Raw genomic sequence first — 13,282 nt, forward strand, 5'->3', positions numbered from 1 at the left:
ACGAATAGTCCGCGATAAATTGGTTGCTACTCACGCAACTTAATCGGGGGAATTTAAATCCGCAATCGAATTGCGAGCGTTGGTTCGTAAAGGGTAAGTTCCAGCTTTGCTTAAAATCGCTATATCAGACGGTGATATAGCGGCCGTTCGCCAACCTATCTGGCTATTCGACATGTCTGCTCAAGGACTGGAGACGAGTCCACACCAGATATGAACGATGTTCTCACACTTTCATACCTGCGATCACATTCGCTGCCGTCTTCATCGTCTGGATCAATGAGTCATACCCCCAGCTATCGGCAACGCGGTTCACCGGCGCGCGAGCAATTCGTCGTCACAGTGAATAGAGACGTCAGGCATGCTTTTGGGACAGCCAACCCATTGTCGGCCCAACGATATTTGTGAGGATGGGACGCGGTTCAGGGAAATTGGAGGAGAGGTCGACGGGATGAGCAGCCGAGCCGTGATCGCGCTCTTGACCATCATCGCCGCGGTTGCGGTCTTGTGGGTATTGCGGACGGCGGCTGGCGTTTTCGCGCCCGTCGCGGGCGCGCTTTTCATTATCGGTCTCGTTTGGCCGCTTCAGAGCAGCCTGCAGCGCTTTCTGCCCAAGCTCGTCGCCCTTGCGCTGGTGGTGGCGGTGATCGTCTGCGTCTTTATCGTTCTCGCCTCGATATCCGCCTGGGGCTTCGGGCGGATCGGTCGCTCCGTCGTGAGTGATGCCGCGCGGTTCCAGTTGCTGTATGGCAATCTCGTGCAATGGCTCGACGGGCACGGCATCGTCATCGCCGGGGTATGGGCGGACTATTTCAATTTCAGCGCGCTGCTTCGCGTGCTGCAGGGAGCGACGGCCCGCTTGAACACGATGATTTCCTTTTGGATCGTTGTTGTCGTCTATGTGCTCCTGGGGCTGCTCGACACCGAGGCCGTCGCGCGCAACATCCGAAAAGCGCTCAGCGACGAAAAGGCGGATGCGATCGTTGGCGGTGCGTTGCAGACGGCCGCCAAGCTGCGGCGCTACATGGCCGTGCGCACGGTCATGAGCCTTGTTACCGGCACGCTCGTTTGGGTGCTTTCCGCGCTCTTCGGGCTGCGCTTCGCGGCCGAATGGGGCGTCATCGCCTTCACGCTGAACTACATTCCGTTCATGGGTCCCTTCGTGGCGACATTGCTTCCAAGCGCCTATGCGTTGGCGCAATTCGGATCGCCGGAGGCCGCGATCCTGATCTTCGCCGGGCTCAACATCATACAATTCGTCATCGGGAGCTATATCGAACCGCGCGTTGCGGGCTATGCGCTTGCGATGTCGCCATTCCTGGTGCTGTTTTCGGTCTTTTCCTGGTCGTTTGTCTGGGGCGTCTTCGGTGCCTTCATCGGCGTGCCGATCACGATCGCGATCCTCACCTTCTGCGCGCGCTTTTCCTCGACGCGCTGGATAGCGGAAATCCTCGGCGCGCCGAGCGAGCCGGAAGCCAAACTCGGAGCAGGCTCGGGATGATCGGTTGTCTACCGCCGAAGCCTTGTCATGCGGATCACGCGGCCCGTGTGCGCGCTGAGGGCAATCTCGAAATTGCTGCTGCCGCGTCGACCATGATAGATGAACGTCCGACCCCGGCAGTCGATGCGTCGGACATTGCGGAAGCCGCAGTTCTCAAGCAGTTGCTGCCCCTGTCTGCAACTGATCGCGCGGCCGAAGTTGAGATCGGAACCGACGTTGATGTTGACGGTCACGGCATAGGCGGGGGCTGACGGCGACGTGGTCAGCAGCAGGCAGGAAACGAAAGCAATCCATATGTTTCGACGCATCTTGCCTCTCCATGGATAGAGCTTCGCGAGATATTTGCCGGGTTGCAGCCTTGTCAACGAACGGTCTTGGCATGGCGTAAGATTAGGGACGGGATGCCCATCTTCTGGACGATTTACGCATAAAGAACGTGTTATCGCTTCGCCTTGTGTCCGCCCATTCGCGCCATCGGTTTGGGAGCTTGAGATGGTGTCGAAGAACGATCCTGCGCGCATCGGTATCGGCGGCCCCGTGGTTCGGGCAAGACCGCACTGACCGAGAAGCTGTACAAGGCGATGCGCGAGCACTATCCGCTCGCCGTGGTCACAGCCTTTGCCGCCTGTGCATCTCCGACGCACCTCTCACAACTGAAAGGCGACCATCGAGGGTTCGGCTCCCCGATCGGGTTTCACCCGATCGCGGGTAGCAACCGGTCGATGCTCTTCTTGGCGTCACCATAGAACATGCGCGTGTTCTCCTTGTAGAACAGCGGGTTCTCGATGCCGGAATAACCCGTGCCCTGACCGCGCTTCGACACGAAGACCTGCTTTGCCTTCCACACTTCCAGAACCGGCATGCCAGCGATCGGTGAGTTCGGGTCTTCCTGCGCCGCCGGATTGACGATGTCGTTCGAACCGATGACGATGACGACGTCGGTCTCGGGGAAGTCGTCGTTGATCTCGTCCATTTCAAGCACGATGTCGTAAGGAACCTTCGCTTCGGCGAGCAGCACGTTCATATGCCCCGGCAGGCGGCCGGCGACCGGATGGATGGCGAAGCGGACGGTCTTGCCGGCGGCGCGCAGCTTGCGCGTGAGCTCGGAAACCGCCTGTTGCGCCTGCGCGACGGCCATGCCGTAGCCCGGCACGATGACGATGCTATCGGCATCGTTGAGAGCGGAGGCCACGCCCTCGGCATCGATGGCGATCTGTTCGCCTTCGATTTCCATCGCCGGTCCGGTCGTCGTGCCGAAACCGCCGAGTATGACCGAGACGAAAGAGCGGTTCATCGCCTTGCACATGATATAGGAGAGGATCGCGCCCGAGGAGCCGACCAGCGCGCCGGTGACGATCAGGAGATCGTTGCCGAGGGTGAAGCCGATGGCGGCCGCCGCCCAGCCGGAATAGCTGTTCAGCATCGAGACGACGACAGGCATATCGGCGCCGCCGATGCCCATGATCAGGTGGTAGCCGATGAAGAACGCCAGCAGCGTCATCAGGATCAGGGTCCACACACCGGCGCCGTTCGCATACATCAGCAGCAGGATCAGCGACAGGATCGCGGCGCTCGCATTTAGAAAATGGCCACCGGGCAATTTCGTGGCCTTGCCGTCGATCTTGCCGGCGAGCTTGCCGAAAGCGACGACAGAGCCCGTGAAGGTGACGGCGCCGATGAAGACGCCCAAGAAAACCTCGACCTTCATGATGGCGAGCTCGACCGGCGTCTTGCGGGCGAGAATGCCGGCAAAGCCGTCGAGGGCCGCGCGCGCGGTTTCATCCATGCCGGCGATGCGCCATGCCTCGATATGGGCGTTGAAGCCGATGAACACGGCGGCAAGGCCCACGAAGGAGTGGAGCGCGGCCACCAGTTGCGGCATCTCCGTCATCTGCACACGGCTCGCGACGAAGTAGCCGGCGATGGAGCCCGCCAGGATCATTGGAAGAATGATGAGCCAGTTGCCGACGCCCGGGCCGAAGATGGTCGCGACAATGGCGAGCGCCATTCCGACGATGCCGTACCAGGCGGCGCGCTTGGCGCTTTCCTGACCGGAAAGGCCGCCCAGCGAGAGGATGAAAAGCACGGCCGCGGAAATATAGGCGGCCGAAACGATACCAATCGTCATAATGAAAATCCCTTGATATCCCTGGCCCGATCAGGACTTCTGGAACATGGCGAGCATGCGCCGCGTGACAAGAAAACCGCCCACGATGTTGATCGTCGCGACGAGAACCGATAGCGCGGCAAGGGTGACGACCAGCCAGTTGCCGGACCCGACCTGCAGCAGCGCACCGAGAATGACGATGCCCGATATCGCGTTCGTCACTGCCATCAGTGGCGTATGCAGCGAGTGCGAGACGTTCCAGATCACCTGGAAGCCGATGAAGCAGGCGAGCATGAACACCACGAAATGGTTCATGAAGCTTGCCGGGGCATAGGCGCCGACCAGGAGCAGAAGTGCCGTGCCGATCAGGAGCAGGAAGCCCTGGCTCTTGGTCTGCGCCTTGAAGGCGGCTGCCTCGCGCGCGCGCTTTTCCTCGGGCGTCGGCTCCTTTGGCTTGTCGGACCGCTTCTGGGCGGCGATGGCCTGGATCTTCGGCGGCGGCGGGGGATAGGTGATCGCGCCCTTGAAGGCGACGGTTGCGCCGCGGATGACGTCGTCTTCCATGTTATGGACGAGCTTGCCATCCTTGGCCGGCGTCAGGTCCGTCATCATGTGGCGGATATTGGTCGAGTAGAGCGTCGACGACTGCGCGGCCATGCGGCTCGGGAAATCGGTGTAGCCGACGACGGTGACGCCATTGTCGGAGACGATCTTCTGGTCGGCGACGGTGAGGTCGCAATTGCCGCCGCGCTCGGCCGCGAGATCGATGATGACGGAACCGGGTTTCATGGCGGCGACCATGTCGGCCAGCCACAGCTTCGGCGCATCGCGGCCCGGGATCAGCGCCGTGGTGATGACGATATCGATCTGTGGCGCGAGTTCGCGGAACTTGGCCAGTTGCTTTTCGCGGAACTCCGGCGAGGAGGGGGCCGCATAGCCGCCGGTGGCGGCGCCGTCCTGCTGGCTCTCGTTGAAATCGAGGAAGACGAACTCCGCGCCCATGCTTTCGATCTGCTCGGCCACCTCGGGGCGCACGTCGAAGGCATAGGTGATGGCGCCGAGCGAGGTGGCGGTGCCGATCGCGGCGAGACCGGCGACCCCGGCGCCGATGACGAGCACCTTGGCCGGCGGAACCTTGCCGGCGGCCGTCACCTGGCCGGTGAAGAAGCGGCCGAAGTTATTGCCGGCTTCGATGACGGCGCGATAGCCGGCGATGTTGGCCATCGACGACAGGGCGTCCATCTTCTGGGCACGCGAAATGCGCGGCACCATGTCCATGGCTACGATGTTGGCACCGGTCGCCTTCGCCTGCTCCAGAAGTGCCGCGTTCTGAGCAGGATAAAAGAAGGAAATCAGCGTTTTCTCAGGCCCAAGCCTTTCGGTCTCGGTGCTCTCCGGCGGACGCACCTTGGCGATGACGTCGGCCGATGCCCACAGGCTGTCGGACGAGGGCGCGATTTCGACGCCGGCAGCACGGTAGGTCTCGTCGGAAAAGCCGGCGGCGAGACCCGCGCCGGTTTCGATGACGCAGTCATAGCCGAGTTTCTGCAATTGCAGCGCGGAGTCCGGCGTCATCGCCACACGCGCCTCGCCGACGGTTATTTCTTTCAGAACGCCGATTTTCATTGCAATGGACCTCGGGTCAGCACGCTTTCGCAGCGCGCGGTTTGTAAGTGCGGCAGTTTTGTGACGCGTTTCAAGGAATTTCTCAACCGTCGTCCCGGTGTTTCCCCCGCTTTACAGTAGCGAGGGCTACATTTGGCATCGACACTTTAGCGTCGTCAAAGTTAGGTGCTGCTGTTCGGCTGTAGAGGCGGCGTCGGGAGACTGGAAAGTGTAAGGCGCTGCGTACGTTGTCGGTCGCCGACATCCACGCGTCACCGGGCCAAGTCCCTAGCGCAGTCGGGTCAAATCCACCGGGCGATTGTTGATGATCGCCTCCATCGAAAAGAAGCCGGTGACGGTGGCGAGATCGAAATTGGTGATGAGCTTCTGGTAGAACGCGTCGTAGCCGGACATGCCTTTCGTGACGACCTTGATCAGATAATCCCAATCGCCGCCGATGCGATAGAAGTCGATCACCTCGGGCAACCGCTCGACATGCGCCCGAAAGCCCTCGCTCCAGTCCTTCGAATGATGGCGGGTGCGGATCATGACGAAGACCGTAAGGTCGAAGCCCAGAGCCTTCAGGTCTATGTCGCTGTGCGATCCGCGGATCAGCCCGAGCGAATGCAGCCGTTGCAGTCGTCGCCAGCAGGCGTTCTGCGAGAGGCCGATCTTCTCCGCCAGATCGCGTTGCGACAAGGTCGCGTCGTGCTGCATGGCGCTGAGGATCTTCATGTCGAATGCATCGATTTTCGCGGTGGAATCGTTCATTTGACACGCCTCGCAATCGATGTTGGTATGTTTCCTCGAAACTTTTGAGAGACGGCACCAATTCTGTCAATGCTCAAATCGAGCGCGCCCGGAATGCGGACGGTACGTCGCGACGCCCGTCCCGTAAAGATGGGCGACGAGCATGCTCTTGCCCGAGACCGGGTGAGTGGTGGTCGCCATGCCGATGGTGAAAATCAAAACAGTCTTCGAACAGCCATTATGAAAATCAATTTCACAGTTCCAACTTTTTCCGTGTTTCTTGTTGACGAGATCGAATTTTTGTCTCAACCTGACGAAAATAAATTACGTAAATGGGAACGAGAACAGCATGAAAGTGGGAATTATCGGGCTAGGATTCCGGCTCGGCTATCTTGGCTATGTCTTCAAGTCGATTGATGAAAGCTTCGAGATCGTCGGCTATGTCGATCCCGAGCCCGCGGGCCTGCCGGGTCTCGTCGAAAACGGCATTTCCGCTGGTAAATCCTATGCCTCTCCGCAGGAGCTGATCGCCAACGAGAAGCTCGATCTCCTGATGATCGGCTCGCCCAATCTCTTCCATCTCGAACATATCCGTATCGGTCTCGAAGCCGGTCTCAAGGTGTTTTGCGAAAAGCCGATCGTGACGACGATCGCCGAAAGCGTCGAGCTCGCGCGCCTGATGGCCAAGTTCGGCCATGAGCGGCTTATGGTCGGGCTGGTGCTGCGCTACTCGCCGCTTTACCGCGACCTGCAGGCGGTTCAGGCGGCGGGCAATCTCGGCCAGATCGTTTCGATCGAGGCATCCGAGCACATCGAGCCCTATCACGGCGCTTTCTTCATGCGCGACTGGCGCCGCTACGAGCGCTATTCCGGCAGCTTCATGCTGGAGAAGTGCTGCCACGATCTCGACCTGTATAATGGCATCGTCGGCGCGCGGCCCGAACGGGTCGCAAGCTTCGGCGGACGCAAGAGCTTCACGCCTGACAACGATCCGGCCCGCGAAGGCATCAACGATCTCGAACTGTTCCATCGCAAGCCGAGCGGCTGGAAGGGCACCGACAAGGTGTTCGACAGTGACGCCGACATCATCGACTATCAGGTCGCGATCGTCGAATACGCCAACGGCGTCGGCATGAACTTCCACACCAATCTCAACGTGCCCGACCAGTTCCGCCGCTTTGCGATCATGGGATCGCGCGGCATGGCCGAAGGCGATTTCGTTCGCGGCTATCTGGATGTGCATGAGCAACTGACCGGCAAGAAGGTCGTCGAAAACACCTACGCCGCCACCGAGCTGTCGCAGCACTATGGCGCCGACGAACAGATGGCCGTCGATATTCTCGACAGCGTTCGCACCGGCACGGTGCTGCCTGTGTCGACGCTTAATGCGCTGGAGGCGGGTATTCTCGCGCTTTCGATGGACGAGGCCCGCATGAAGCGATCGGTCGTGGATCTGCGTCCCGTATGGGACAAGTTCGACGAGGCGCTCCACGCTAGAGCAGCCTGAGGAGGGCGGCAGGATGAACGTTCAACGAAGCAACCTCATCTTCGCCTGGATACTTCTCCTTCCAGCAGTTCTCTACGTCGCGCTGATCGTTGCCTATCCGCTCGTCGATACCTTTATCCTTTCCTTTACGGATGCGTCGCTGAAGAAGGTGACGAACTGGGTCGGCTGGGTGAATTACGCGAAGATTTTCAATCAGACCTTTGCCGAGGTTATCATCCGGACGTTCGTCTGGACCTTCTTCTCCGTGTCGATCAAGATGATTATCGGCGTTTTTGGCGCCACCATGTTGAACGCGGCGGTTCCGGGACGGGCGCTCTTCCGTGTCCTGACGATGCCACCGTGGATCGTTCCGATGGCGATCGGCATCTTCATGTGGGGGTGGATGTATAACGGGCAGTTCGGGATGATTTCCGGCATGCTGCAGCGGGTCGGTCTTGCGTCCGGACCCGTGGCATTCCTTGCCGAGGGATCGACCGCTTTCTGGGCGACGATCATTACCGACGTCTGGATCGGCGTGCCGATGGTCACGCTTTACATGCTGGCCGCCATGCAGGCGATTCCACAGGATCTCTACGAAGCCGCGTGGACGGATGGTGCCGGTCGGTTCTATCGCTTCCGCCGGATCACGCTGCCGCTGATCATTCCTTCGCTGATCACCATGTCGATGCTGTCGCTGATCGCGACCTTCAATTCATTCGACATCATCTGGATTTTGACTCGCGGTGGTCCGAGCGGTGAAACGACGACGATGATCATCGACACTTACCGTACCGCCATCGGTTCGAACAAATATGGTGAGGGTGCCGCGCGCGCCGTTCTGATCTGCATCTTCTTGTCGATCTTCTGCGTTTGCTACTTCCGCCTGACCAGCCGACTTGCTTCCGGAGACAAGCGATGAAACAGCCATCTCTTCTGATCAATCGCTACAAGTGGTACGAGATTGTCGGCATCTACGCCGGAATTCTGGTGTTTCTGACATTCGTGCTGGCACCGTTCGTGGAAGGCTTTCTCGTATCGTTGAAGCCGCTCAGCCAGCTCTTCTCTTCGCCCTATCGGTTCATTCCCGAAAACGGTTCCTTCGAAGCCTACCGCACGATGTGGATCAGCGTTCCGGGCTTTGCGCGATACATCTTCAATTCGTTCTTCATTTCGATCATCGTCACAGCGGTCGTCCTGATCCTGGTCGTGCCGGCTGCCTATTCGTTCGCCCGCTTCGAGTTCAGGGGAGCCGGCCTTCTGCTCGGCGCGTTCCTTGCCGTAAATATGTTTTCGGGCGCTGTTCTTCTCATCCCGCTCTTCCGTCTGATGCGCTCGCTTGGTCTTCTCAATACGTACTTCGCCATCATCGTTCCCGGGGTAGCCTTCCTGATCCCGTCGGCCATCTGGCTGCTCAGAACCTACATGATGCGTATTCCGAGGGAACTGGATGAAGCCGCCTACGTCGATGGCGCCAGCCATTTCTACACCCTGCGTCGCGTTATCCTCCCGATCGCAATGCCGGGCATTACCGTGGTTGCGATCACGACGTTCATCGGCTCCTATGCTCAGCAGTTCATCTTCGCTCTGACATTCAACTCCAAGACCGAGTATGCGCCGCTCCCTGTCGGCCTTTTTGCCTATTTCGGTCGCCAGGAGGTGGTCTGGAACGAACTCATGGCTGCAAGCTTCGTCGGCATCGCGCCGGCTATGATCGTGATCTTCCTCCTTCAACGGTATCTCGTCAGCGGTCTGACTGCGGGCGCGGTGAAACAGTAAGTCGAAAGTCAACCACCAGAGAAAAAACGGGAGCTAAAGACGTGACTATTCAATTCAAGACCGGGCTGATGGCCCTTGCCCTGCTCGGTTCGACCGCGCTCGGCGCCATGACCGCTCAGGCCGCCAATCAGGAAATCTCGTGGATTTATTGCGGCGACAAGATCGACCCGATCCATGAAAAATACATCAAGGAATGGGAAGGCAAGAACGCCGGCTGGTCGGTGAAGCCTGAGGTCGTGGGCTGGGAACAGTGCCAGGACAAGGCAACGACGCTTGCCGCGGCGGGAACGCCCGTGGCCATGGCCTATGTCGGCTCGCGCACGCTGAAGGAATTCGCGGAAAACGACCTGATCGTCCCGGTTCCGATGAGCGATGACGAGAAGAAGAGCTACTATCCGGGTATCGTCAGCACGGTGACGTTCGACGATACGCAGTGGGGCGTTCCGATCGCCTTCTCGACCAAGGCGCTCTACTGGAACAAGGCCCTCTTCAAGCAGGCTGGTCTCGATCCGGAAAAGCCGCCGCAGACCTGGGCCGAGGAAATCGCCTTTGCCAAGGCGATCAAGGAAAAGACGGGCATTCCGGGCTATGGTCTGCCAGCCAAGACCTTCGACAACACGATGCACCAGTTCATGCATTGGGTTTACACCAACAACGGCACGATCATCGACGACAAGGGCAACATCAAGGCCGACAGCCCTGAGGTTCTTGCCGCTCTCCAGGCCTACAAGGACATCACGCCTTACTCCGTCGAAGGCGCCACCGCCTACGAACAGAACGAAATCCGCGCCATCTTCCTCGACGGCAAGGTCGGCATGATCCAGGCCGGTTCGGGCGCCGCCTATCGCCTCAAGGACACGAAGCTCGAATGGGGCGTCGCGCCGCTGCCGCTCGGTCCCTCCGCCAAGGGCCAGGGCACGCTGCTCATCACCGACAGCCTGGCGATCTTCAAGGGTTCGGGCGTCGAGGAAAAGGCAACCGAGTTCGCCAAGTTCATCACCTCCGCGGGTCCGCAGGGCGAGTACGAACTCCAGGGTGGCGCCGGCCTGACGCCGCTGCGTCCGTCGGCCCAGGTCGATGAATTCGTCAAGAAGGAGCCCTTCTGGAAGCCGTTCATCGACGGCATTGCCTATGGTGGCCCGGAGCCGCTGTTCAAGGACTACAAGGGCTTCCAGAATTCCATGATCGAGATGGTCCAGTCCGTCGTGACGGGCAAGGCCGAGCCGGCCGACGCCCTCAAGAAGGCCGCGACCGATATCGAGGCGTTCAAGTAAGCCTTTGTTGGGGATCGCGGGGCGCAACACCCGCGATCCCTTCGCTATCGAGGGTATGCGCCGCGCGTGGCGGTGAGCGGAGACAGGTTTTGGGACAGCTACTTCTCAACAAGGTTCAGAAATTTTACGGCGACTTCGAGGTTCTGAAGGGCGTTCAGCTCGAGGTGAACAATGGCGAGTTCGTCGTGTTCGTCGGCCCCTCCGGCTGCGGCAAATCCACCTTGCTTCGCATGATCGCAGGCTTGGACGGAACCTCGGCGGGTGACATCGTGATCGACGGCGTCAGGGTGAACGATCTGCCACCCGTCAAGCGCGGCATCGCCATGGTGTTCCAGTCCTACGCGCTTTATCCGCATATGAGCGTTTTCGAAAATATCGCCTTTCCGCTGCGCGTCGAGAAGATGGAAGAGGGGAAGCTGAAGGCCAAGGTGGAAAACGCCGCCCGCATCCTGCATCTCGACCAGCGTCTGCAGCAGAAGCCGGGCATGCTCTCGGGCGGCCAGCGCCAGCGCGTGGCGATCGGCCGCGCGATCGTGCGCGAGCCGAAAATATTCCTGTTCGACGAACCTTTGTCCAACCTCGACGCCGCGCTGCGCTCCGACATGCGCATCGAACTCGCCAAACTGCACCGCCAGCTCAAGGCGACGATGATCTACGTCACCCACGACCAGGTCGAGGCGATGACGATGGCCGACCGCATCGTCGTCCTCAACGCCGGCGAGATCGCCCAGACGGGCGCGCCGCTCGAACTCTATCACAAGCCCGCCAATATGTTCGTGGCTGGCTTCATCGGCAATCCGAAGATGAATTTCCTGCCGGTCACCTGCACCGGTGCAGCCGACAAGAGCGTGACGGTCGATTACAAGGGCCAGACGCTGACGGTGCCGGTCACGCCACGCGAGGGTGTCGTGGGCAAGGCGCTGACACTCGGCGTCCGTCCTGAACATATCCAACTCGCATCGGGCGATATCTCGCTCACGATCACGCCGAGCGTCATCGAGCGTCTCGGGGCGCAGACCGTTGCCTATGCCGCGCTGGATGGCGAGGGTGAGAACTTCTGCGCCACGCTATCCGGCAGCGTCGGCGTGCGGCCGGAGCAGCCCATGCTGGTCGGCATCAACGCTGCGGACTGCCACCTCTTCGACGGCGCCGGCATCGCGTTCGAACGCCACGTTGCGTTGACCGATATCGATCTCAATCTGCTGAACCCGACAGCGCTTGCCTGATCGCGAGCGCGGGTCGCGTCATCAGCGGTCGAGGAAATTGTAGAACAAGGCGTTGGCCGGGTAGGAGTATGAGCCCCGGTCAACGATGCCGTGGCGATACATGCAGTTTCGCAACGCCGTGACGTGCCACAGGCTGTTGACGTCGGTCGAGCCGCGGCGAAACGCTTCCTGCTCGCAATAAGGATATGTGCGGTCGAAGCGGGCGAGAATGGTCGGGTCGGAATCGACGCGGACGCCGGAATAGGTCTGCCACTGCGCCGGCGCCTGCGCGGCCGAAACGCACGCGAAGCTTGCTGCTATTCCCAATGCGATCAGAATTCTCATGAATGACCTCCCAGGACATCGCCGGAATATTGGCGCATCCATAAGATGCGCCGGACAAGGCAAACTTCAAGGAGGTCTCGTAAGATGGCGTCGGCGGCCGGCGAACGGCCGCCGACGCGTGGTTCTGGCTACCAGACCAGCCCGCGCGCCGCGACGTCCTCGACGCGCGTGACGACGCCGTCGCGGTGGAAAACCATGGTGTCGAAAAGGTTGGAGACGACACAGGTATGGTTCGGGATGATCAGGATCTTGTCGCCGATCTGCGGGCGAGCGCCCTCGCATTTCGACAGGTCGATCACGCCGTGCTCTTCCGACAGGCCGGTAATTGAAGCCTGCGGATAGCCGACCACCTGACCATAATCCGTGAAGCCGAGCAGATCGGATGTCAGCGCCTTCGACCCCGCATCGATCACGGCGCGATCTCCCGTCGGGCGGGAAACGACCGTGGCGAGAATATGCATGGCGCAGTCGTCCACCGTGCAATGGCCGGCGCGGACCATGGAGCGGTCATTGTAGATATAGGTGCCGGCACGGTGTTCCGTCGCGGCCGGGACCAGATGCGCGTCGAAGAGGCTCGGCGATCCGCCGTTGCTGACGATGGGGCAGGTGACGCCCTCGGCCTCGATCAACGCGAGCGCTTGCGAAAGAAACGCCTGTACCTCGGCAGCGGCGCCCGGTTTAGGATAGTTCAGGAGCCCGCCAAATGCCAGGCCCGCCGCCGCGTCGATGCGCTTGGCAAGCGCTGCTGCTTGCGCGGGTTCCTGCACGCCGCAGCGTCCCGCGCCGGTATCGCACTCGACCAGCACCACAAGCGGCTTGCGCGCTGCGAAATAGGCCGAAAGGCCGTCGACGGTATAGGCGCTATCCGCGACCACCTTCAGGCCGGAAATGCGCTCGTTCAGCGCCGCGAGGCGTTCGAGCTTCTCTGCGCCGATGATGTTGAAGGTGACGAGGATGTCCTCGAAACCGGCTTCGGCGAAGACTTCGGCCTCGGTGACCTTCTGGCAATTGATGCCCTTGGCGCCCGCGGCTACCTGCTGGGCGGCCAGCGCCGGGATCTTGTGTGTCTTGATGTGCGGGCGGAAGTCGATGCCGTGCGCGTCCATATAGGCCTGCGTGCGGGCGATATTGGCCGCCATCCGATCCTCGTCGATGACAGGGCGAGGCGTCGAAAGGTCAGCGACCTTGTCGCCGGGCTTGGCGACGACGGCAAATGGGCTGTTGTGCATCTTAGGC

12 protein-coding genes and 1 pseudogene are annotated in these 13,282 nt (G+C 60.5%); 7 read left to right on the plus strand and 6 right to left on the minus strand.

Features of this window, described 5'->3' with window-relative positions; all coding sequences use genetic code 11:
• Window positions 1–448 precede the first annotated feature (448 nt).
• Window positions 449–1,498: an AI-2E family transporter gene (locus tag GGQ67_RS03415; protein ID WP_183898749.1), complete on the plus strand. Its 1,050-nt coding sequence runs from the start codon at window positions 449–451 to the stop codon at window positions 1,496–1,498.
• 8 nt (window positions 1,499–1,506) lie between these two features.
• Here the strand turns inward: GGQ67_RS03415 and GGQ67_RS03420 are convergent, their stop codons facing one another.
• Window positions 1,507–1,806 carry a hypothetical protein gene (locus tag GGQ67_RS03420; RefSeq protein ID WP_183898750.1) on the minus strand — a complete coding sequence of 100 codons (300 nt, stop codon included), beginning with the start codon at window positions 1,804–1,806 and terminating at the stop codon, window positions 1,507–1,509.
• Window positions 1,807–1,990: 184 nt separating this feature from the next.
• On the opposite strand from GGQ67_RS03420, the pseudogene GGQ67_RS03425 reads away from it, so the two are divergent.
• Window positions 1,991–2,112, plus strand: a pseudogene (locus GGQ67_RS03425) (GTP-binding protein); the annotation flags it as partial.
• An 80-nt stretch (window positions 2,113–2,192) separates the two neighbouring features.
• Here the strand turns inward: GGQ67_RS03425 and GGQ67_RS03430 are convergent.
• The 3 genes from GGQ67_RS03430 to GGQ67_RS03440 form a co-directional block, all read right to left on the minus strand.
• Window positions 2,193–3,626, minus strand: a complete 1,434-nt coding sequence (locus GGQ67_RS03430) for an NAD(P)(+) transhydrogenase (Re/Si-specific) subunit beta (protein ID WP_183898751.1) — start codon at window positions 3,624–3,626, stop codon at window positions 2,193–2,195.
• A gap of 30 nt (window positions 3,627–3,656) precedes the next feature.
• A complete protein-coding gene (locus GGQ67_RS03435; RefSeq protein WP_183898752.1) occupies window positions 3,657–5,231 on the minus strand; it encodes a Re/Si-specific NAD(P)(+) transhydrogenase subunit alpha in 1,575 nt (524 codons plus the stop codon).
• A 267-nt stretch (window positions 5,232–5,498) separates the two neighbouring features.
• Window positions 5,499–5,981 (minus strand): Lrp/AsnC family transcriptional regulator, encoded by a 483-nt coding sequence (locus GGQ67_RS03440; RefSeq protein ID WP_183898753.1) that lies wholly within the window; start codon window positions 5,979–5,981, stop codon window positions 5,499–5,501.
• 328 nt (window positions 5,982–6,309) lie between these two features.
• Between GGQ67_RS03440 and GGQ67_RS03445 the strand changes: the two genes are divergently transcribed.
• From GGQ67_RS03445 to GGQ67_RS03465, 5 genes are all read left to right on the plus strand, one after another.
• Window positions 6,310–7,467, plus strand: a complete 1,158-nt coding sequence (locus tag GGQ67_RS03445; RefSeq protein ID WP_183898754.1) for a Gfo/Idh/MocA family protein — start codon at window positions 6,310–6,312, stop codon at window positions 7,465–7,467.
• Between the two features lie 13 nt (window positions 7,468–7,480).
• Window positions 7,481–8,365 carry a carbohydrate ABC transporter permease gene (locus GGQ67_RS03450; protein ID WP_183898755.1) on the plus strand — a complete coding sequence of 295 codons (885 nt, stop codon included), beginning with the start codon at window positions 7,481–7,483 and terminating at the stop codon, window positions 8,363–8,365.
• Complete coding sequence (locus tag GGQ67_RS03455) at window positions 8,362–9,222, plus strand: carbohydrate ABC transporter permease (protein ID WP_183898756.1); 861 nt, start codon at window positions 8,362–8,364, stop codon at window positions 9,220–9,222. Before GGQ67_RS03450 ends, GGQ67_RS03455 begins: the two co-directional genes overlap by 4 nt.
• Before the next feature lie 68 nt (window positions 9,223–9,290).
• Window positions 9,291–10,496 (plus strand): ABC transporter substrate-binding protein, encoded by a 1,206-nt coding sequence (locus GGQ67_RS03460; protein WP_210279532.1) that lies wholly within the window; start codon window positions 9,291–9,293, stop codon window positions 10,494–10,496.
• An 89-nt stretch (window positions 10,497–10,585) separates the two neighbouring features.
• Complete coding sequence (locus GGQ67_RS03465; protein ID WP_183898758.1) at window positions 10,586–11,722, plus strand: ABC transporter ATP-binding protein; 1,137 nt, start codon at window positions 10,586–10,588, stop codon at window positions 11,720–11,722.
• 21 nt (window positions 11,723–11,743) lie between these two features.
• Here GGQ67_RS03465 and GGQ67_RS03470 read toward each other — a convergent pair whose 3' ends face one another.
• Window positions 11,744–12,046 (minus strand): hypothetical protein, encoded by a 303-nt coding sequence (locus GGQ67_RS03470; RefSeq protein WP_183898759.1) that lies wholly within the window; start codon window positions 12,044–12,046, stop codon window positions 11,744–11,746.
• A gap of 128 nt (window positions 12,047–12,174) precedes the next feature.
• On the minus strand, window positions 12,175–13,275 hold the full coding sequence (locus tag GGQ67_RS03475) for a D-TA family PLP-dependent enzyme (RefSeq protein ID WP_183898760.1): 1,101 nt from the start codon (window positions 13,273–13,275) through the stop codon (window positions 12,175–12,177).
• Between the last annotated feature and the right edge of the window lie 7 nt (window positions 13,276–13,282).

This window comes from Rhizobium metallidurans, from assembly GCF_014196505.1.
GTDB lineage: Bacteria > Pseudomonadota > Alphaproteobacteria > Rhizobiales > Rhizobiaceae > Rhizobium > Rhizobium metallidurans.